Origin of the sequence: Pseudomonas putida (assembly GCF_050990305.1) — a bacterium.
GTDB lineage: Bacteria > Pseudomonadota > Gammaproteobacteria > Pseudomonadales > Pseudomonadaceae > Aquipseudomonas > Aquipseudomonas putida_AH.
The window spans coordinates 2,739,852-2,761,480 of record NZ_CP158817.1; the positions used below are offsets into that span (position 1 = coordinate 2,739,852).

At 62.9% G+C, this 21,629-nt stretch carries 15 protein-coding genes; 13 read left to right on the forward strand and 2 right to left on the reverse strand.

Annotated features, from left to right (window positions below; translation table 11 throughout):
• Positions 1–10 precede the first annotated feature (10 nt).
• From ABTV22_RS12655 to ABTV22_RS12680, 6 genes are all read left to right on the forward strand, one after another.
• Complete coding sequence (locus ABTV22_RS12655) at positions 11–1,180, forward strand: acyl-CoA dehydrogenase family protein (RefSeq protein ID WP_433740563.1); 1,170 nt, start codon at positions 11–13, stop codon at positions 1,178–1,180.
• Positions 1,181–1,246: 66 nt separating this feature from the next.
• The gene (locus tag ABTV22_RS12660; protein WP_433740564.1) at positions 1,247–2,467 is read left to right on the forward strand and encodes an acyl-CoA dehydrogenase family protein; all 1,221 of its coding nucleotides are present in this window, start codon (positions 1,247–1,249) and stop codon (positions 2,465–2,467) included.
• Entirely contained in the window at positions 2,464–3,606 is a 1,143-nt protein-coding gene (locus ABTV22_RS12665; protein ID WP_433740565.1) for an acyl-CoA dehydrogenase family protein, read from the forward strand. The genes ABTV22_RS12660 and ABTV22_RS12665 overlap by 4 nt, the downstream gene beginning before the upstream one ends.
• 909 nt (positions 3,607–4,515) lie before the next feature.
• The gene (locus ABTV22_RS12670) at positions 4,516–6,195 is read left to right on the forward strand and encodes a class I adenylate-forming enzyme family protein (protein ID WP_433740566.1); all 1,680 of its coding nucleotides are present in this window, start codon (positions 4,516–4,518) and stop codon (positions 6,193–6,195) included.
• 92 nt (positions 6,196–6,287) lie between these two features.
• A complete protein-coding gene (locus tag ABTV22_RS12675) occupies positions 6,288–7,670 on the forward strand; it encodes a DUF1329 domain-containing protein (RefSeq protein WP_433740567.1) in 1,383 nt (460 codons plus the stop codon).
• Between the two features lie 628 nt (positions 7,671–8,298).
• Positions 8,299–8,757, forward strand: coding sequence for an REP-associated tyrosine transposase (locus ABTV22_RS12680; RefSeq protein ID WP_433740568.1), 459 nt, complete (start codon positions 8,299–8,301; stop codon positions 8,755–8,757).
• A 23-nt stretch (positions 8,758–8,780) separates the two neighbouring features.
• On the opposite strand, the gene ABTV22_RS12685 is transcribed toward ABTV22_RS12680, so the two are convergent.
• Positions 8,781–9,212 (reverse strand): nuclear transport factor 2 family protein, encoded by a 432-nt coding sequence (locus ABTV22_RS12685; protein WP_433740569.1) that lies wholly within the window; start codon positions 9,210–9,212, stop codon positions 8,781–8,783.
• A gap of 68 nt (positions 9,213–9,280) precedes the next feature.
• Entirely contained in the window at positions 9,281–10,609 is a 1,329-nt protein-coding gene (locus ABTV22_RS12690) for a spinster family MFS transporter (protein ID WP_433740570.1), read from the reverse strand.
• 547 nt (positions 10,610–11,156) lie between these two features.
• Here ABTV22_RS12690 and ABTV22_RS12695 point away from each other — a divergent pair.
• From ABTV22_RS12695 to ABTV22_RS12725, 7 genes are all read left to right on the forward strand, one after another.
• Complete coding sequence (locus ABTV22_RS12695) at positions 11,157–12,242, forward strand: alkene reductase (protein ID WP_433740571.1); 1,086 nt, start codon at positions 11,157–11,159, stop codon at positions 12,240–12,242.
• On the forward strand, positions 12,239–14,092 hold the full coding sequence (locus tag ABTV22_RS12700) for a long-chain-acyl-CoA synthetase (RefSeq protein WP_433740572.1): 1,854 nt from the start codon (positions 12,239–12,241) through the stop codon (positions 14,090–14,092). Before ABTV22_RS12695 ends, ABTV22_RS12700 begins: the two co-directional genes overlap by 4 nt.
• The gene (locus ABTV22_RS12705) at positions 14,085–15,170 is read left to right on the forward strand and encodes an MBL fold metallo-hydrolase (protein WP_433740573.1); all 1,086 of its coding nucleotides are present in this window, start codon (positions 14,085–14,087) and stop codon (positions 15,168–15,170) included. Before ABTV22_RS12700 ends, ABTV22_RS12705 begins: the two co-directional genes overlap by 8 nt.
• Before the next feature lie 66 nt (positions 15,171–15,236).
• A complete protein-coding gene (locus tag ABTV22_RS12710; RefSeq protein ID WP_433740574.1) occupies positions 15,237–16,907 on the forward strand; it encodes a DUF1302 domain-containing protein in 1,671 nt (556 codons plus the stop codon).
• 93 nt (positions 16,908–17,000) lie between these two features.
• Positions 17,001–18,212: a thiolase family protein gene (locus ABTV22_RS12715; protein WP_433740575.1), complete on the forward strand. Its 1,212-nt coding sequence runs from the start codon at positions 17,001–17,003 to the stop codon at positions 18,210–18,212.
• Between the two features lie 4 nt (positions 18,213–18,216).
• The gene (locus ABTV22_RS12720) at positions 18,217–19,167 is read left to right on the forward strand and encodes an OB-fold domain-containing protein (RefSeq protein WP_433740577.1); all 951 of its coding nucleotides are present in this window, start codon (positions 18,217–18,219) and stop codon (positions 19,165–19,167) included.
• A gap of 1,452 nt (positions 19,168–20,619) precedes the next feature.
• The gene (locus ABTV22_RS12725; RefSeq protein ID WP_433740578.1) at positions 20,620–21,615 is read left to right on the forward strand and encodes a WD40/YVTN/BNR-like repeat-containing protein; all 996 of its coding nucleotides are present in this window, start codon (positions 20,620–20,622) and stop codon (positions 21,613–21,615) included.
• The last annotated feature ends 14 nt before the right edge of the window (positions 21,616–21,629 follow it).

Consider the following 21,629-nt stretch of genomic DNA (forward strand, 5'->3'; position numbering starts at 1 on the left):
GGAGCAGCCTATGTTCGTCGACCTCACTCCCGAACAACATGCCCTGCGCCACAAGGTGCGGGACTATTTCCAGGCCCTGATGACCCCGGCCATGCGCGATGAATTGCGCGGCAAGGAAGGCGGCGAGCTGTTTCGCCAGACCATCCGCCAAATGGGTCGCGACGGCTGGCTGGCGGTCGGCTGGCCCAAGGCCCATGGTGGCCAGGGTTACGCGGCCACTGAGCAGTTGATCTTCTTCGAAGAAGCCAACATCGCCGGGGCGCCGTTGCCGTTCGTGACCATCAGCACCGTTGGCCCGGCCTTGATGGCCCACGGCAGCGAGCTGCAGAAAGAGCGCTTCCTGCCGGGCATTGCCGCGGGTGAAATCATGTTCGCCATCGGTTACTCCGAACCGGGTGCCGGTAGCGATCTGGCCGTGCTGAAAACCAGCGCGCGTCAGGACGATGAAGGCTTCGTAGTCAACGGCAACAAGCTATGGACCTCGGGTGCCGAGTCCGCCGACTTCATCTGGCTGGCGGCCCGTACCGATCCGACCCAGGCGCGGCACAAAGGCATTTCGCTGTTGATCGTCGACACCACGACGCCGGGCTTCTCCCACACGCTGATTCCGACCACCAGCATCCCGACCACGGCCACCTACTACGACAACGTGCGGGTGCCCAAAGAGATGCTGGTGGGTGAGTTGAACGGCGGCTGGAAGCTGATCACCTCGCAACTCAATCACGAGCGCCTTGGCCTGGGCACCTGGTCGGACAAGGTGGTGGCGCTGTTCCGCCGTGTCTACCTGTGGGCCCGGGCCCGCGACGAGCAGGGCCGTCGGGCGATGGACAAAGCCTGGGTGCGCAGCTCGCTGGCCGAGTGCTACGCGCGCCTGGAGGCGATGCGCCTGATCAACATGCGCATCGCCGCGGACCTTGAACACGATCGCATGAGCGTGGCGCTGAGTTCGACCACCAAGGTGTTTGGCTCGGAATCGGCCATCGAAATCCTGCGCAAGCTGGCGGCCATCGTCGGGGCCAATGGTTCGATGCGCAGCGGCTCTGCGGCAACCCTGTTGCAGGGCGAACTGGAGTTCGAATTGCGCTGCGTGACGACGTTGACCTTCGGCGGTGGCACCAACGAAATCCAGCGCGAACTGATCGCCCAATTTGGCCTCGGGATGCCGCGCACCCAACGCTGACGCTCGTCCATCAACAACAAAAAACCGTACTCGCCCCGCAACCGGGGCGGGTCGAAGGGGACTTTCATGAGCACTATCGAGCAATTCCGGCACGACACCCGTGCCTGGCTGGAGGCCAACTGCCCGCTGTCGATGCGCACGGGCATGGCCGAAGGCGATGTGGTGTGGGGCAGCCAGAACCCACAGTTTCCCTGCGAAGACGCGCGCCTGTGGTTTGAACGCATGCGCGACAAGCGCTGGTTCTGCCCGGAGTGGCCGGTCGAATACGGCGGCGCGGGCCTGAGTGACGAAGAACTGGCGGTGCTGGAAAGCGAGATGCGCCGCATCAAGTGCCGGCCGCCGCAGATCAACCTGGGCATCTGGATGCTCGGGCCGGTGTTGTTGGCGTTCGGCAGCGAAGAGCAGAAGCGTGACCTGCTGCCGCCGATTGCCCGAGGTGAAGTGCGCTGGTGCCAGGGCTTCTCCGAGCCGAATGCCGGTTCTGACCTGGCCAGCCTGAAAATGGCCGCCCGGGATGCCGGCGACCATTTCGTCGTGGACGGCAGCAAGATCTGGACGTCCTACGGCGACAAATCCGACTGGATGTACGCGCTGGTGCGCACCGACTTCAGCGCGCCGAAACACGAGGGCATCAGCCTGATCGTGCTGGACATGCGCAGCCCCGGCGTCAAGCCGCAGCCAATTGATTTGATCAGCGGCAAATCGGCGTTCTGCCAAGTGTTCTTCGATGGCGTGAAGGTGCCCAAGAGCCAATTGATCGGGCCGTTGAACGGCGGTTGGAACTTGGCCAAATACCTGTTGCAACACGAACGCAAGGCCATGTCGAAATTCGGCGAGTTCAGTTTGCCCTCGCACTTCGACCTGCTGGCCCTGATGCGCGAATACGTGCCGGCCCCCCAAAGCCAAAGCGAACACGCGCTGCAGGCCCGGGCCACGGCCTGTGCGATGAACGAGCACGCCTACAACCTGACCGTGCAGCGCATGGGCGAAGAGGCGCGGGCCGGCGATGACATCGGCGGCCTGATGTCGATCATGAAGCTGGTGCACACCGAACAGGAGCGCGACAAGTTCGAGGTCCTGCTCGATGCCATGGCCGGGCACGCCTTTGGTTGGGAGAGCTCGGCGTTCAGCGAGCAGCAACTGGCGATCACCCGCGCCTGGCTCAACAGCTATGCACTGACCATTTCCGGTGGTGCCTCGGAAATCCAGCTCAATGTCATCGCCAAGCGCGTGCTTGGTTTGCCTGAAGCCAAAAAGCCTGCCGTTCAAACAGGAGCACCGTCATGAGCCTGCGTTATAGCGATGAACAACGTTTGCTGGCCGACAGCGCGCGGGACTTTCTCGCCGCCCGCAGCCCGGTCAGCGCCCAGCGTCGACTGCGCGATGAGCCGGTGGAACAGGGCTTCGATGCGCAGCTCTGGCAGGACGCCGTGGCGCTGGGATGGAGTGCGATTCCGTTTCCGGAAGACTTCGGTGGCCTCGATTTCGGCTGCAAGGGCCTGGGGCCGATCTTCGAATCCATGGGGCGCAACCTGTCCGCCACGCCGTTGCTTTCCAGCGTGGTACTGGCCGGATCGTTGCTGCACCTGGCGGGCAATTCAACGCAGCAGACGCAATGGTTGCAGGCGGTGATCAGCGGCGAACAGCGCCTGGCGCTGGCGGTGGATGAGCACTCGCGTCATGAGCCGAGCCGTATTGCGCTTGAGGCGAAGGCCGAAGGGCAGGGCTATCGCTTGCACGGCGACAAGTATTGGGTGGTCGACGGGCTGGGCGCCGATGCCTATGTGGTCGCGGCGCGCACGTCGGGGCAACCGGGTGACACTCAGGGCATCAGCCTGTTTCTGGTGCCCGCCGATGCACCGGGGCTGACCGTGAGTGCCTTGTCGCTGATCGATTCGCGGAACATCGCGCGGCTGCAACTGGATGGCGTGCAACTGGCTAGCGATGCGCTGTTGGGTACGTTGGGAGAGGGTTGGGCGGCGCTGGAAACCGCGCTGGATCGGGGGCGCACCTGCCTGGCTGCGGAGCTGCTGGGGATGGCTGAGCAGTTGTTCGAAACCACCCTGGAATATCTCAAGACCCGCGTGCAGTTCGACACGGCGATCGGCACCTTTCAGGTCCTGCAGCATCGCGCCGCGCAAATGTACATCGACCTGGCATTGAGCCGCAGCGCACTGATGTCCGCGCTGGCGACCCTGGATGACGCCAGCTTCGATGCCGGCACCCGCGCCCGACTGGTCAGCCTGGCGAAATGGAAGGCCGGCGACACGGCAATCAAAGTCGCCAACGAAGCGGTGCAGATGCACGGCGGCATTGGCGTCACCGACGAACTGGATGTGGGCCTGTACCTCAAGCACGTACGCGTCGCCCAAAGCTGCCTGGGCGACCGGGATTTCCACTGCGAACGCTATGGCGCCCACGCGTAACCCTCCTGTGGGAGCGGGCTTGCTCGCGAAGGCGGAGTGTCAGGCAACGAAGATGTTGTAGGTGCCGGCCTCTTCGCGAGCAAGCCCGCTCCCACAAGGAATTGCACGGCCCCTGTAGGAGCGAGCCTGCTCGCGAAGGCGGAGTGTCAGGCAACGAAGATGTTGAAGGTGCCGGCCTCTTCGCGGGCAAGCCCGCTCCCACAAGGAATTGCACGGCCCCTGTAGGAGCGGGCTTGCTCGCGAAGGCGGAGTGTCAGGCAATGAAGATGTTGAAGGTGCCGGCCTCTTCGCGAGCAAGCCCGCTCCCACAAGGAATTGCACGGCCCCTGTAGGAGCGGGCTTGCTCGCGAAGGCGGAGTGTCAGGCAACGAAGATGTTGAAGGTGCCGACCTCTTCGCGGGCAAGCCCGCTCCCACAAGGAATTGCACGGCCCCTGTAGGAGCGAGCCTGCTCGCGAAGGCGGAGTGTCAGGCAATGAAGATGTTGAAGGTGCCGGCCTCTTCGCGGGCAAGCCCGCTCCCACAAGGAATTGCACGGCCCCTGTAGGAGCGAGCCTGCTCGCGATGGCGGAGTGTCAGGCAACGAAGATGTTGAAGGTGCCGGCCTCTTCGCGGGCAAGCCCGCTCCCACAAGGATTCGGGGTGGAGCCGGTATATGAGTACGACACAGCCCCCCCTGTAGGAGCGAGCCTGCTCGCGAAAGCGGGGTGTCAGGCAATGAAGATGTTGAAGGTGCCGGCCTCTTCGCGGGCAAGCCCGCTCCCACAAGGATTCGGGGTGGAGCCGGTATATGAGTACGACACAGCCCCCCTGTAGGAGCGGGCTTGCTCGCGAAAGCGGGGTGTCAGGCAACGAGGATGTTGAAGGTGTCGCTCCAAAAAGTCTTTCGCCCGTTCTGGAGAAAATAAAAATGAGCATTGAACGCTGGCAAACCGCGTGGCGCCAATTGATCGCCCCCGGTTCGCCTTTTGAAGTGGTGACGCCGGAGGATGGCGCGCCACGCTACTTCCGCCACGCCGCCCGCGACCTGCTGCAAGTGATCGACGCCGGGCGTGTCCACGGCGACCGTGAGTTCCTGGTCTGGCAGTCGCAACGCCTGACCTTCAAACAGTATTACGACCAGGTCGATCGCCTCGCCGGGCAAATGGTCGCTCGATTCGGCCTGCAACCGGGCGACCGGGTGGCGATTGCGATGCGTAACCAGCCGGCGTGGCTGGTGGCCTTCGCCGCGATCCTGCGCTGTGGTGCGGTGTGTGTGCCGCTCAACAGCTGGGGCCTGCGCGATGAGCTGCAATACGCGTTGCAAGACAGCGGCTCGCGCCTGCTGCTATGCGATCAGGCGCGCCTGGATACCTTGCGCGACGACCTCACCCGCGAACAGCGGGCAACCATTGTCGTCGGTGCGCAGGGCGCTTTGCCCGAGCACTGCCTGGGTTACGAAGACCTGATCAGCGCACCGGCCATGCCGCTACCCACGCTGGACATCGACCCCGATGCACCGGCGCTGATCCTTTACACCTCAGGCACCACCAGTCGCGCCAAAGGCGCGGTGTCCAGTCACCGGGCGATCTGCCAGGCGCTGATTGCGCTGGATTTCCAGGGCGCGTTCTGTGCGATGAGTTCGCCCGAGCGTATTGGCGCAGTGATTAACAGTGGTTTTGCACCCACCACGCTGGCAGCGGTTCCGCTGTTCCATGTCAGTGGCCTGCATGCACAGTTCCTGTCGGCCTTGCGCGGTGGTCGACGCTTGATGCTGATGTACAAATGGGACGTCGAGCGCGCCATCGACCTGATACGCGACGAGCGCTGCACCCAGTTCAACGGCGCGCCGGTGATGATGCAGCAATTGCTCGCCTCACCGCGCTTCGGCACCGAGCACACCGCTAGCCTGTTCGGTTTAGGCCTGGGTGGCGGCGCATCGTCGGCCAACGTGCTCGACGATATGCTCAGGATCAAGCCCGATGTCATCGGCGGTGCCGGCTACGGTCTGACCGAAAGCAACGGCATCGGCGCGGCGATTGGTGGCGATCAGTTTGTCTACAAGCCGGCGACGGCGGGTTGGGCACTGCCGATCGTCGATATTCGCATCGGCGACAGCCCCAGCCATCCGCAGTCGGCGGGCGCCCCCGGGGTGATCTGGCTGCGCTCTCCGACCCTGATGAGCGCCTACTGGAACTTGCCCGAAATCACGGCGCAAACCCTGCGCGACGGCTGGCTCGACACCGGCGATATCGGCTACCTCGACGACGAGGGATTCCTGCACATCACCGGCCGGGTCAAGGAACTGATCAATCGCGGAGGCGAGAAAATTTCCGCCGCTGAAATCGAAACCTGCGTCCTCGATATGCCCGGCGTGCTGGAGGCGGCGGCGTTTGCCATTGCCGATCCGTTGTTGGGTGAAACGGTCGGGCTAGCCGTGCATGGCCAGGCATCGACGCTGCCGCAGCAAGCACAAATCTGCGCCTTCATCGCCAAGCGCCTGGCCGCCTACAAAGTGCCGACGCAAGTTTTTCGGGTGCTCGATCCCTTGCCCCGCAACGCCACCGGCAAGGTGCTCAAGGCACAACTGCAGGAAAGTTTGGGTGCATGAGGCCCGCTTAGTCTTTCCGGACGATGTTGGGGCCGGCAGAACACGAACAATGGGGTCATCCCACATAGCCTTATCAGCGTAGGAGGCAACACATGAAAATAACAAGAACAGGTCTCGTGCTCGCGGTCGCATTCACAGCCAATACCGGGCTGATGGGTCATGCGTTCGCCGAGGTTTCACCTCAGGAAGCCGCCAGACTGGGCAAGGACCTGACGTGCGTCGGTGCCATACAAGCCGGCAATGCCGAGGGCACCATTCCGCCGTACACCGGCAAATACCTTGGCGAAGTGCCAGGCTGGAATCACGTGAAGTATTCCGGTGATCAACCGATTGATCCTTATGCCAACGAGAAGCCGATCCTGGTGATCACCGCGCAGAACATGAGCCAGTACGAGTCGCACCTGACCGATGGCCAGAAGGCGCTGCTGAAGAAATATCCGACCACCTACAAGATGAACATCTACCCCGGTCACCGGGATTTCCGCTACCCCGACTACGTGTGTCGCCGCGCGATGGACAATGCGCTGCACGCCAAGCTGGTCAACGACGGCGCCGGTTTCACCGGGATTGGCCAGGTGCCGTTCCCGATCCCCAAGGACGGCACCGAAGTGTTGTGGAACCACCAACTGCCGGCACGTGCCTACACCGAGGAAAAAACCACTGACCTGGCCTCGGTCCTGCCCAACGGCAGCATCGGCTGGGGGCGTGCCTATGCACGTAACCTGTCGTTGGCCAACTCGCCGACCGTCGACCCCCGGACTGAAGACAAGCTGTCGGCCATGAGCAACAACATGACCCTCAAGCCGGCCCGCGACAACGGCACCCTCAGCATTGCCCATGAACCCTACAACTACGGCACCGATGCGCGTCAGGCCTGGTCCTACAGCCCATCGACCCGCCGCGTACGGCAATTGCCGGGCTATGGTTTCGACCAGCCGATGATCGGCACCAACGGCACCATGACCGTCGACGAAGACCGCTTGTTCAACGGCTCACCCGAGCGTTACTCCTGGAAACTGCTCGGCAAGCGCGAGATCTACAGCCCGGCCAACGCGTTCAAGGCCAACACCGCGTCGGTCAAATACGCCGACATCCTGACGCCCAACCATCCCAACCCTGAGTTCATGCGTTATGAGCTGCGTCGGGTGTGGGTGGTGGAAGCGACTTTGAAAGAAGGCTTTCGCCACGTCTATGGCAAGCGTGTGCTGTTCATCGACGAAGACACCTGGAACGCGGTGATGGCCGACAACTACGATGCCCGTGGGCAGCTGTGGAAGCACGCCATGATCAATTACTACTACCATCCGGACATGAGCGGCTGGCAGGCGGGTTCGCAGTTCTTCATGGACCTGAACTCCGGCCAGTACACCGGCTATAGCATGACCAACGAATCGAAAAAGGGCCCGATCCTCAACGAAGGCAAATTCACCCCGGACCAGTACACCGCGGATGCGGCGCGGGCCATCGGGCGTTGATGTTTCGGTAATACTCGCAGCACAGAGCCCTGCCGGATTCCGGCGGGGCTTTTTTTCGCCAAGAGTATTCATACGAACCGCACCACCGTTCCGCGCCTTGTAGGAGCCAGGCTTGCCGACGAACCGGGCGCTGCGGTGTATCTGTCACACCGCATCATCGTTCTTCGCGTTGTAGGAGCCAGGCTTGCCGGCGAACCAGGCACCGCGGAGCGTCTGTCCTACCGCGTCATCGTTCTTCGCGGGCAAGCCTCGCTCCTACGGGCGAACCAGACGCCGCGGTGCATCTGGTGTACCGCGTTATCGTTCTTCGCCTGTAGGAGCCAGGCTTGCCGGCGAACCAGTCACCGAGGTGTGTCTGTCAAACCGCATCATCGTTCTTCGCGGGCAAGCCTCGCTCCTACGGGCGAACCAGGCACCGCGGTGTATCTGTCAAACCACGTTATCGTTCTTCGCGGGCAAGCCTCGCTCCTACGGGCGAACCAGGCGCTGCGGTGTATCTGTCATACCGCATCATCGTTCTTCGCAGGCACGTCGGAACACCAGACACATCGGGAACTACAGTTCACCGCCGATCTTCCTCCCGGGATCTAGCCTGATTTGGCAGGACCCTGATCAAGGAGGATGACCCATGCCAAACATTCGCCATGCACACCGCCTGCGTACCGGTCGCTATTCAGCGCCAGGGCAGGTGTACCTGATTACCACTGTCGTACGGAACCGAGAGCCCGTGTTTACAGACCTTCGGCGAGGCCGCTTGGTAGTGGATGCGTTGAGAACAACCGAGCAAGAGGGGCTGGCCCTCTCACTGGCTTGGGTCGTGATGCCGGATCATCTTCACTGGCTGATCGAACTCAAGGACAGCACCCTTTCATGCCTGATGGCCAGGACGAAGTCGCGTATTACGCTCGCGTTGAATCGCGCGATCGGGCTTGAAGGACCACTCTGGCAGCACGGTTTTCATGATCGAGCCTTGCGTCGGGAAGAAGATCTACAGGCAGTGGCCCGGTATATCGTTGCCAATCCATTACGGGCGGGATTGGTAAAGAAAATCGGCGATTATTCGTTTTGGGATGCGGTGTGGTTATGACCGTCGAACACACACACCGTTGCCTACCTCAACAGGTGCTGACTCAAGTCCCCCCTCATGTCCAACTTCGAATAATCACGAAAACTGAACCGCCATACCCCATCGACACGTTCGAATTCATCCAGATAGCGCCCGGCCGCAATCACTTGCAGAGGCAGGTCTTCAGTCGCCTGGAGCACCGTGTAACAGGAGCGAACCGTCGCGATCCCCGACGCTTCGTCGATGTCGATGATGGGGTTGCTGATGACGTGTCGGGTGCGCGGGGTGCTACACGAGTAGCGCTTGACTCGGTTCTGCCAGATCCCGAGCAGGGCGGTGTGATCCAGGTAGTCCTGACCCTGGACCTTGATGCGTGCATGACGGAACAGCTCGGCGGCCTCGACCAGTTGCCCGCTGTCCATGCACTCGGCGTAGCGGTAGAGCAGGTTGCAGATGTGTATAGCGCTGGTGCTCATGGCAATCCTCAAAAAAAAGCCGCTGGACCCCGGCAGGGACTCAGCGGCGAGATGGCTCGGGGAAGGGCTCAGGCCGTGACGGATTGGATCGTCGCGGGCACTACGGCGGGGTTCTTTATCTGCTGGCGATAACGCGGCAGCGCCAAGGCCAGGAACACGCTGGCCAACGCCAGCATCGACACCGACGAGGCGAGGGCGTAGCGCAGGGATTCAGCCCCCATCTTCGTTACGTAAAAGTCACTGAGCATGCCCACCAGCAATGGCCCGATACCGACACCCAGCAAGGTCATGGACATCAGGAAAATCGACGTGGCCTGGGCCAGACGCGTGGCCGGGAACAGATGGGTGATGGCGCTCAGGCAGGGTGTCGCCCACCACACGCCAAAGAAGGCGAAGACGCTGTAGAACAGGAAGGCTTGCGGTATCGCGATACTGCCGACGTTGAACGCCGTGCCTTGCGGCCAGAGGAAGTAGGCCAGGGCGAAAGGGATACTGATCAATGTGCCCAGCAAGGGCACGCCGATTTGCCAGCCGGCATCGCGCCGGGCCATTCGATCGGTGACGATACCGCAGACCAGGGTGCCGACGGTCGCGCCGGTGCCGCCGACAACGCCCACCAGGAAACCGGCCTGTTGCAGGTCCAGACCGTGGGAGCGGATCAGGAAGCTCGGGCTCCAGGTGCCGATGGCGTAACCGGCGATGGCTGCCGCGCCACCGGCCAGCACCAGACACAGGAACGAGGGCATGCGCAGCAGTTCGACCAGGGTCTTGGCCCAACCGTCCTGTTGCGCCGCGACCACGCCCAATGGCGAAACGCGCTTGGGTGAGCGCACGGTCAGCAACAGCAGCAGCCCCAGGAAGATCCCGGGCGCACCGATCAGCAAGAACGCGTAACGCCAACCGTGGTGCTGGGCAATCCAGCCACCCAGCCCAAGCCCTACGATTGCCCCCAGACTGGAGCCGAGCATCAGCACCGACAGCGCCGTGGAACGGCGCTCGGCCGGATACAAATCCGAGACCATGGCCACCGACGGCGCCGTGCCGCCCGCTTCACCGACGGCCACGCCAACCCGCGCCAGCACCAGGGTCAGAAAGTTGCCGGCCATGCCGCAGAACATGGTCATCACGCTCCAGGCAATGCAGCTGAAGGCAATCACCGGCTTGCGCCCGATGCGATCCGAGAGGCGTCCCAGCGGGAAGCCGAACACGGTGTAGAACACAGCGAAGGTCACCCCGGAAAGCAGGCCGATGCCGGTGTCGGAAATGCCGAATTCGAGCTTCACCGGCTCGATCAGAATCGCCATTAACTGGCGGTCGATGTAATTGAACACATAGATGCTGGCAAGCACGAAGAGCGCGTAGTGCGTTCGCCATGTCACGGGGGTGGATTGATTCACTGCGGGTGCTCCCGGTCTTGTTCTAGTTATCGCGATGCTGGGTCGGTCGCGGCCTTTTTACATCGTCCGTTCAGACCATCCTCTCGCCCCCGACCAAACCGCCGCAAACGGTACCACGGTGCAATCGTCACCGTTTCACCGTTTGTAGGAGCCAGGCTCGCCGGCGAACCGGACGCTGCGGTGTATCTGTCAAACCGCGTCATCGTTCTTCGCGTTGTAGGAGCCAGGCTTGCCGGCGAACCTGACGCTGTGGTGCATCTGTCATACCGCGTCATCGTTCTTCGCGTTGTAGGAGCCAGGCTTGCCGGCGAACCAGACGCCGAGGTGTATCTGTCACACCGCGTCATCGTTCTTTGCGGGCAAGCCTCGCTCCTACGGGGAGCGAGTTGCTTCATCCGGTCGATCGCGAACCTAGTCTTGTCGGACGATGTTTCGCTGGCGTTCAGCGTCAATCATTCAGCCCATATTCGCGGGTTTGTCAGTGCTTGCCCTCTGCCGTGGCAAGCCCATCGACAGCCTGAAAACAATAAGAAGCTGAGGAATTGAGATGAGCGTCTTGTTCGAGCCGGTCGCCCTGGGCGAGCTGCAGCTGGCCAACCGCATTGTCATGGCTCCCATGACGCGCAGTCGCGCTCTTGCCGATGCGGTGCCCGGCAGCGCCATGGTCGAGTACTACCGCCAGCGAGCCGGTGCCGGGTTGATCGTGGCCGAGGGCACCGCGCCTTCCGCCAGCGGCCTGGGCTATTGCCGTACTCCGGCGATCTACAGCAGCGAGCAGATCGCCGGTTGGCGTCAGGTCACCGAGGCGGTGCATGCCGAAGGCGGGCGCATCGTGCTGCAACTGATGCACGTCGGACGCGCCGCCAGTCACCACAACAAACCGATGGGGGCTGCCACAGTTGCACCGTCGGCGCTGCGAGCGCGCACCCAGGTGTTCAGTGACGTGGCTGGCCTGGTGGACACCGACACCCCGCAGGCGCTGACCGTGCAAGGCATCCACGAGGTGATCAACGACTATCGGCAGGCCGCATTGAACGCGCGTCTGGCCGGTTTCGACGGTGTCGAGCTGCACTGCACCAGCGGATATCTGCCCATGCAATTCATGGCGTCGGGCAGTAACCAGCGCGACGACGCCTATGGTGGCGATGTGGCCGGCAGGGTGCGTTTTGCCAGGGAAGTGATCGAGGCCATGGCCGATGCCATCGGCGCCGGGCGGGTCGGCTTTCGCCTGTGCCCCGGCAACCCCTACAACGACATCGACGACCATGATCCGGCGGCCACGAGCGCAGCCCTGTGCGAAGCCGTCGCGGCCTTGGACCTGGCCTATCTGCACGTCATGCGTTCGCCCCTGGCCGACCTCGACGCCTTCGCCCTGGCGCGTCGACACAGCCCGCATGCCCTGATTCTCAACGACGGTTTCGACGGCTCGTCGGCCAGTGCCGCACTCGCGTCGGGCGAGGGGGCTGCTGTGTCGTTCGGTCGTCATTTTATTGCCAACCCCGACCTGGTGGAGCGCCTCAAGCGTGGCCTGCCGCTGAGTGGTTTCGACCGCAAGACCCTCTATACGCCGGGCTCGGCTGGCTACAGCGATTACCCCGCCTATCAAGAAATCGCCCAGGAGATGGCGCAATGAACCTGAACGACTTGACCGGCGTCCTGCCGACCAAACCGGTGCCACGGGAACAGACCCAGGCGCTCCTGAATCAACGCTCGGCGGCTGCCGGGCTGATCAAGCCTTCTGACCTCTACACCCTGGCCGACCGCCTGGAACACCAGGCACGGGAACTGGGCGAACGCCCATTCCTGATCTACGGCGAGCAGGTGCTGAGCTACGCCGAGGTCGATGCACGCGCCAACCAGATGGCCCACACCTTTTATGCCAACGGCCTGCGCGCCGGCGATGTCTGCGCCCTGGCCATGGAAAACCGCCCGGCGTTTTTCTGCACCTGGTTCGGTCTGGTCAAGCTCGGGGTGGTGGTGGCGTTCATCAACACCCAGGTCAGCGGCCGTCCACTGCTCCATGCATTGCAAACCACCGAGGCCAAGGCGTTGGTCATCGGCGAAGAATGCCTGGCCAACGTGCAGGCCACTGAAGCTTTTCCCGACCTGTCGTGCTGGCTGATCCGCGACCCGGAAAACCCGTGGACTGCGCCGTTGCCCAAAGGCATCGACGGGCATTTCGATGCGCGCCTGGAAAAAGCTCCGCGCACACCGTTCCCCCGTGATATCCGCGCGCACATCGATGCACAAACGCCAACCCTGCTGATCTTCACTTCGGGCACCACCGGTTTGCCGAAAGCGGCGCGTTACAGCCACATGCGCTGGATGTCCTCCGGCGATGTAATGGAAGTCACCCTGCAAGCCACCAACGAGGACGTGTTCTATTGCTGCTTGCCGCTGTACCACGGCGCGGCCGCCACCTCGGTCACCTCGACTGCGCTGCGCGCCGGGGCGGCCATCGTGGTGCGCCGCAAATTCAGCGTGCGCGAATTCTGGAACGACGTGGCACGCCACCGGATCAGCATTTTCCAGTACATCGGTGAAATCTGCCGCTACCTGCTCAACCAGCCCGCACAGGCCCACGACCGCGAGCACAGCCTGCGCTGCATGCTCGGCGCCGGGCTCTCGCCAGACACCTGGCAGCGCTGGCTGGAACGCTTCGGTCCGATCCAGGTGTTCGAGGGCTGGGGCGCCACCGAGGCCAATGCCGCGATCATCAACGTCGACAACTATTTTGGCTCCTGCGGACGGGTGCCGGACTGGAACAAAACCAACGTGCGCCTGGTGCGCTACGACGTCGAAAACGACTGCCATCCACGGGACGAAAACGGTTTCTATCAGCTGTGCAAGGTTGGCGAGGTCGGCGAGGCCATGGGCTTTATCGTCGATCATCCGGACATCGGTGCCGGGCGCTTCGAGGGCTACACCTCGGCGGACGCCACCGAGAGCAAGATCCGCCGCAACGTGCTGCGCGAGGGCGATGCCTACTGGAGCTCCGGTGACTTGCTGCGCGAAGACGCCGACGGATACTGCTATTTCGTCGACCGCATCGGCGACACCTATCGCTGGAAGAGTGAGAACGTGTCGACCCAGGAAGTGGCCGATGCGCTGGGCGAGTTGCCGGGCCTTGAGCTGATCAACATCTATGGCGTCCAGGTGCCGGGCCATGAAGGTCGCGCCGGCATGGCGGCGGTGTTGATGCAGCCGCAACAGGCGTTTGATCCCCAAGCCCTGTATGCCCTGACCGAAGCGCGCCTGCCGCGTTATGCGGCCCCGGTGTTCGTGCGCGTCACGCAATCGGCGGACCTGACGGCCAGCTTCAAGTTGCGCAAAGTCGATCTGCAACGCCAAGGCTACTGCCCGACCCGTTGCAGCGATCCGCTGTTTATCCGCGACGAGCAAGCCCGAGCTTATGTGCCTTATTCCCTGGAGGCCCTGACGCGAGCCGGCCTGACGCCATTCGCGGTGGCCAGCCATGACTGATCTCGACGAGAACGGTCACGAACTGCGCAGCGGCCTGCGGTATCCGTGGCCGCAGGCGCCCGATTCCGGGCAAGTGCGCGAAGTGGCGCCGGGTGTGTTCTGGCTGCGCATGCCGCTGCCGTTTCGCCTGGACCACATCAACCTCTACCTGCTGCGCCACACCGACGGTTGGGTGGTGGTGGACACTGGCATGAACACCGAGCAGACCCGCGAAGTCTGGGATCGGGTGCTGAGTGAAATCTGCGGGGGACTGCCATTGGTGGCAGTGGTCTGCACCCACTTTCACTCCGACCATGCCGGTGTGGCCGCATGGCTGTCGGAGCGCTTTCACTGCCCGGTGTACATGACCGTCAGCGAGTTCCAGTCGTTGCACGTCAGGTTCCCTGCCGATCAGTCACCGGGCTGGGACTTTCTCGATTTCTATCGCAAGGCCGGCGTCTCTGACGAGCAGAGCACCGAGATGTTCGGGGTGATGAGCAACGCGCATTTCCTGCCAGCGCCCCTGAACCATTTCCGCCGTTTGCGCGAAGGCAGCGTGCTGCAGATCGGTGGCCGGGACTGGCAGGTGGTCATCGGTCGCGGCCATTCGCCGGAACACGCCTGTCTGTACGCCGCCGATGACGGCTTGCTGATCTCCGGCGACCAGGTGTTGCCGCGCATCACCTCCACCGTCGGCGTGCATGCCACCGAGCCGTTGGCCAACCCGCTGCGCGACTGGCTCGACTCCATCGAGCATTTGCGCACCTTGCCCGACAGCGTGCTGGTACTGCCGGCGCACGAACGGCCTTTTTTCAATTTGCATCAGCGCCTGGATCAACTGGAGGCGCATCACCGGGCGCACCTGGCGCTGGTGCTGGCCAACTGTGACGAGTCGCGCACGGCGCTCGAGCTGATGGCCGTTTTATTCCCCAGGTTGTCCGGTCGTTTCGACGAACTGATGGCGCTTGGCGAAACGTTGGCGCACGCCAACTACCTGGTGGCCGAAGGGTCGCTGGTGCGGGAAGAGGACCGGGGGCGATATCGCTACCGGTGCGCTGTAAGGGGAGCGAGTGCGACGACACCGTTGAAGGTGTTCTGAGCGGGCGGCACGGCAGCAGTGTTGAACATTTCAGGCAGCGTTCGGTTGCCCTTGAGGAGAGACAGTGTGATCAACAAAAACAACAATAACTCTAAGGTCATGGTTTCGGGCGCATTCCAGCTCAGCAGCCTGGCGGCAGCCATTGCGCTGGTGTCCACGCCGGTATGGGCTGGCGATACGATCGAATTCGACAACGGGTTGACCATGGACTGGTCGGTGACAACCAGCTATGGCATCGGTGTGCGCACCGGCTCGCAGAGCAATCGCTTGCTGAGCAACCCCAACGCCGACGATGCCGACCGCAACTTCGATCGTGGCAGCTTGACGACCAACCGCGTGGGCGCGCTGGGCGAATTGATCCTGCGCAAGGATAACTACGGCGCCGTGGTGCGCGGCAGTACCTTCTACGACGACGTCTACCACCAGGAAAACGATAACGACTCACCTAGCACGGTGAACAAGGCCGGGCGCAACGACGAGTTCACCAGCGATACCCGCTACTACAGTGGTGGCCGTACCCGTTTGCTCGATGCCTATGTGTTCAGTGGCTGGCGTTTCGACAACGACACCATGCTCGACGTCAAGGCCGGGCGGCACATCGAGTCCTGGGGCGAGAGCCTGTATTACCCCGGCGTCAACGGCGTGCAGAACCCGTCCGATGCGGTGAAAGCGTCCCAGCCGGGTGTGGAGGTCAAGGAGGTTCTGTTGCCAGTGGGCCAGTTCTCCGGCTCGTTCCGCCTGAACCCGCAAATCACCTTCGGCGCCTATGTGCAGTACGAATGGAAGGGCACCGAGTTGCCGCCGGTGGGCAGCTACCTGTCGAGCAGCGACGTGGTCGGTCCGGGTCGCGAGTTCATTTACGCCAACGGCCAGAAGATTCCTTACCGTGGCACTGACGAGCCGCGCGATGGCGGCCAGTGGGGTGTGCAAGTGCGATATCGCCCGGTGCCGGCGGTCGAAGTGTCGCTGTTCCACGTCAACTACCACGACAAGAACCCGGCCACTGCCCAGGTCGGTTACGACCCGCTACCGGTCGGTGGCGGCCTGTTTGCCTTGCGGTCCAATGGCTATCGGATCAAGTACTTCGAGGACATCAAGCTGACCGGCATCGCCGCCTCGACCAAGATTGGCGATACCCAGGTCGGTGGCGAGTGGTCGTACCGCGACGGTGCGCCGGTGATGGTCAATACCGGCCTTGGCGCGGTGCCGGCCAAGGGCAAGGGCCAGCAAATGCAATTGTCGGCGATGCGTATCCTGGGCGATCGCCCCTGGGCCAGCCAGACCACCCTGACTGGCGAAATCATCCGCGTGCAGGTCGACAGCGTCGAAAAGGTTTCGGCGGCACCCAACCTGCAAGGTCTTAACCTGCTGCCTTCCGTGGCAGCGCTCGTGGCGCCTTCCGATGACTTCACCTACAACACCAACGCAGGCATCCGTACCAAATCCTCCAGCGCCTACACCGTCGGCGCATCGTTCAGTTATCCGGGAGTTTTCCAAGGCTGGGATCTGGAGGTCCCCTTCAGTTTCTCCGACGTCTTCAGCGGATCGACACCCATGGCCGGCAGCATCGCCGGCATCTCAGGCGACCGACGCCTGAGCGCCGGGACCACCTTCAAGTACCTGGGCAACCTGGAAGCCAGCTTGAAGTACATCGCCTACCTGGGTGAAGCCGACCCGATCAAGCGTCCCTTCGCCGACCGCGACTACGCCACGTTCTCGCTGAAATACACCTTCTGATCGACCGCTCGGGGACCGGGTCGCCTTCGCGTGCCCGGACCTTCAACACCAACTGAAAATCGCCGTGGCGAAACGCTTCGGCAGGGAGGCACTATGGGGCTTAAAGGGCATGCGGCCATTGTTGGCACTGCGCAATACAAACCGGAAAAATACGCGACGGCGCCCAAGATGTTTCACCTTGAGCAAGTCGCCGACCTCGCGGCCCAGGCCTTGCGGGATGCCGGGCTCAAGGCTTCGGACCTCGATGGGCTGGTCATCAATGGCCCGCATTTTCATGAGGCCTCGGTGTTTGTGCCGGCGATGGCCGCCGAATACCTGGGCTTGCGCCTGAACTTCGCCGAAGTGGTGGACCTGGGGGGTTGCACCTCGGTGGGCATGGTCTGGCGCGCCGCCGCCGCCATCGAACTGGGGCTGTGCCAGGCCGTGCTGTGCGTTATTCCTGCACGCATGGCGCCGTTCGGCCCCGACGAGGACCCAAGCTGGATGGCCCGGTCCATGCGTTATGGCGGTCACAGCACGGCGTTTGGCGCCCCTGAGGCCGAGTTCGACTTGCCTTACGGGCACATGGGCCAGAACACCGGCTACGCGATGATTGCCCAGCGCTATGCCGCGCAATACGACTACGACCAGCGTGCGATGGCCAAGATCGCCGTCGACCAGCGCACCAATGCCCTGGCCAACCCGCAGGCCATGTTCTATGGCCAGCCGTTGACCATCGAGCAGGTGCTGGCGAGCAAAATGGTCGCCGACCCCTTGCACGTCCTGGAAATCGTCATGCCGGTGGCCGGTGGCGCCGCGATGATCATCACCAGCAAGGAAGTGGCGGCGCGGTGCCGCAAGCGTCCGGCGTTCATTACCGGGTTTGGCGAGCACTTGGCGTTCAAGTCGCCATCCTATGCCCAGGACATGATCAACACGCCGATTGGCCCGGCGTCCCAACGGGCGTTTGCCATGGCCGGCCTCAAGCCAACGGACGTTCATGCCGCGCAGATCTACGACTGCTACACCATCACCACCTTGCTGACCCTGGAAGACGCCGGTTTTTGTGCCAAGGGCGAGGGCATGGCCTTCGTGCGTGAACACGACCTGACCTGGCGTGGCGATTTCCCGATGAACACCCATGGCGGGCAACTCAGCTTCGGCCAGTCGGCTTCGGCTGGTGGCATGAGTCAGGTGATCGAGGCGGTGACGCAGATCGCGGGTACGGCGGGCGAACGACAACTGGGTCGCTGCGACAACGTCTACGTCTCCGGCACCGGTGGCGTGATGAGCGAGCAGGGCGCATTGATTCTTCAGGGAGCATAAGTACATGTCCAACAACAAACCGATGCCGGTCGCGACGCAGATCTCCGCACCGTTCTGGGAGGGCCTGAAGGCTCGCCGCCTGTTGATCCAGCAGTGCAACGCCTGCGAGCACTGGAACTTCTACCCGCGCCGGCATTGCCCGGTCTGCCTGGAGCATGACCTGGCCTGGCGCGAAGTCGATGGCGCCGCAACGCTGTACAGCTACACCGTGACGCGCATCGCCACGTTGCCCGACTTCATGGATGAAATGCCGCAGAAACTGGCGGTGGTTGAGCTGGCCCAGGGCGTGCGCATCAACACCAACCTGGTCGGCCTGGCGGAAGACGAAATTCGCATTGGTATGCCGTTGCAGCCGGTGTTCGCCGAAGTCGACGCCAAGGGCAACCGCCTGCTGCGTTTTACCGGGGTGGACAAAGATGCTGCGAGCCTTGAGTCGCTGCCGGCGCAGGACAGTGAGCCGGCACCGGTGGCGTCGGAACAACCGGCTGCCCGGCAGATCGACCTTAACGACGGGCCGGGCTTGCAGAGCCTGGTGAGCGAGCAGTTCAGCGACTGGAGCAACGTCGTGGTGGTCGATCAGGCGCTGATCGACGCCTTTGCCCAGTTGTCGGGGGACGATTACTGGATTCATACCGACCCTGAGCGAGCGCGCCTGCAAAGTCCGTTCGGCGGCACCATCGCCCACGGCGCGCTGGTGCAAGTGCTGCAGTCGCGGATGAAATTGGCGCTGGGTTTCGAAATCACCGGTTTCAGCACCCAGATCAACTACGGCTCCGACCGCCTGCGCTTCCCCGCGCCGGTACCGGCCGGCTCACGCATCCATGCGCGGGCACGGGTGAAAAAAGTCGAGGTTACGGCGCGCGGCACCCAGCTGACCCTGGAACTCAACACCCACGTGGTCGGCCAGGACCGGCCGTCGGTGATCAACGACCTGGTGATCCTCTACCTCCCCTGACGGCCCCAACCCCTGTAGGAGCGAGCCTGCTCGCGATGCACGTCAACGATGACGCGGGCTGTCTGGATATCCGCGATAGCTGGACGTTTTTCGCGAGCAGGCTCGCTCCTACAGAGAGGTATTGGGCCTGCTCGCGAAAAATCTGGAGGGTGCACATATCCGTTGCTGCGGTAACGGCCACTGGCGGTTCCGCTCTTACAGCGGGTTACTTGGAAAAGCTCCAAGTAACCAAGCGCTCTTGCCCCACCACTTGGTGCCTCGCCTAGGCTCGGCATGCCCTCACTCCGGCATTGCTCCGTGGGTCGCCGCCATCGGCCATCCATGGCCGGGGGCGGCTAAACCGGCGTCCTGCCGGTTTCCCCACTGCGCAATGCCTGCGTTCGGCCATCGTGGTTAACGGGGCGCCCAAATCAAAAGCAAAAGCGAGGCGGCCTTCGAGCCGACCTGATCTCGAATGAACGCATTCTCCCTGTAGGAGCGAGGCTCGCCCGCGAAGAACGATAACGCGGTATGACAGATACACCGCGGCGCCCGGTTCGCCCGTAGGAGCGAGGCTTGCCCGCGAAGAACGATAACGCGGTGTGACAGATACATCGCGGCGCCCGGTTCGCCCGTAGGAGCGAGGCTTGCCCGCGAAGAACGATGATGCGGTTTGACAGATACACCGCTGCGTCTGGTTCGTCCGTAGGAGCGAGGCTCGCCCGCGAAGAACGATAACGCGGTATGACAGATACACCGCGGCACCCGGTTCGCCCGTAGGAGCGAGGTTTGCCCGCGAAGAACGATAACGCGGTTTGACAGACGCACCGTGGTGTCCGGTTCGCCGGCAAGCCTGGCTCCTACAAGCGAAGAACGATAACGCGGTTTGACGGATTCGCCGTGGCGCCCGGTTCGCCCGTAGGAGCGAGGCTTGCCCGCGAAGAACGATGATGCGGTGCGACAGATACACCACAGTGTCTGGTTCGCCGGCAAGCCTGGCTCCTACAGGCGAAGAACGATAACGCGGTGTGACAGATACACCGCAGTGTCTGGTTCACCCGTAGGAGCGAGGCTCGCCCGCGAAGAACGATAACGCGGTACGACAGACGCACCGCAGCACCCGGTTCGCCGGCAAGCCTGGCTCCTACGGGCGAAGAACGATAACGCGGTGCGACAGATACACCGCAGCGCCGGGTTCGCCGGCAAGCCTGGCTCCTACAGACGAAGAACGATAACGCGGTTTGACAGATTCGCCGTGGCGCCTGTTTCGCAGGCAAACCTCGCTCCTACGGTCGGCCATCCCACCATCGCATAAGCCATTTGGACGATGTTTCGAATGGACCCAGCCCCGACTATCCCTTCAGCGGCAACGCCGACATGGCTTGCTTCGCATGCCCTGGCGCCTGACAAGAACAAGAGGATTGGCCCTATGACTTGCCCTATGCACGCGTGCCCCGAACAGGAGCGTTGCCCATGCGCTCGTTGATCGGTTATCTGGTCTGCCTGGTGGTCGCCCTGACCATCGGCTACACCTTTTCCCCCAAAACCGCGCCTCAGGCCGAGTTGCTGGCCACGCGCCCGGACCGAGTGCAGATCAACGGTCTGCTCAATCTGGGCGCGCGGGTGGTCGCCGTGGGTGAGCGGGGCAGCATTCTGCTCAGTGATGACCAGGGCGTCAGTTGGCAACCCGCCAGCGTCGACACCCAACGCAACGCTACCCTGACGGCCGTGGTGGCCCTGGACGACAAACGCCTGCTGGCCGTCGGGCATGACGGCTGGATCCTGCGTTCCCAGGATGCCGGCAGTCACTGGCAGGAAGCGCGTTACGACGCCGACCTGGGTGAACCGCTGCTCGGCATCTGGACCAGCGGTGGCGACAAGGTCATGGCCTTCGGCAGCTTCGGCAAGTTCTATCAATCGACCGATGCCGGGCAGAGCTGGACACCCCAAGCCCTGGATATCGACAGCGCGCACCTCAACAGCATGGCCGGCGGCAGCGATGGCCGGCGCATGCTGGTGGGCGAACAGGGCCTGGTGTTGCGCACGGACGATGCCGGCCAGCACTGGCAAACCCTGCCGGCGTTCTACAGCGGATCGCTGTTCGGCATCGTGCGTTTGAGCGCGGACAACTGGGTGACCTACGGCATGCGCGGGCATGTCTTCGTCAGCCACGATTTCGGCGACCACTGGACCCCAATCAACGTCGGTAACCAACTGCCGTTGTATGGCCATGCCGTGCTGCCGGACCACTCGGGGATCGTCATCGTCGGCGCCGGCAGCTCGGTCGTGCACCTGGATGCGCAGGGCACGTTGCTGGGTGTCAGCCGTCTGGCCGGGTTGGGCACGCTGACCTCGGCGACCATGGTGGGCTCACGCCTGCTGGTCGGCGGCGAGCGTGGCGTACTGCAAGGTTCAGGTGGCAGCGTCGCTGCTTTAGAGGCCACACAGGCCACAAAGGCCACCCAGTAAATGAGAGGCGGGCA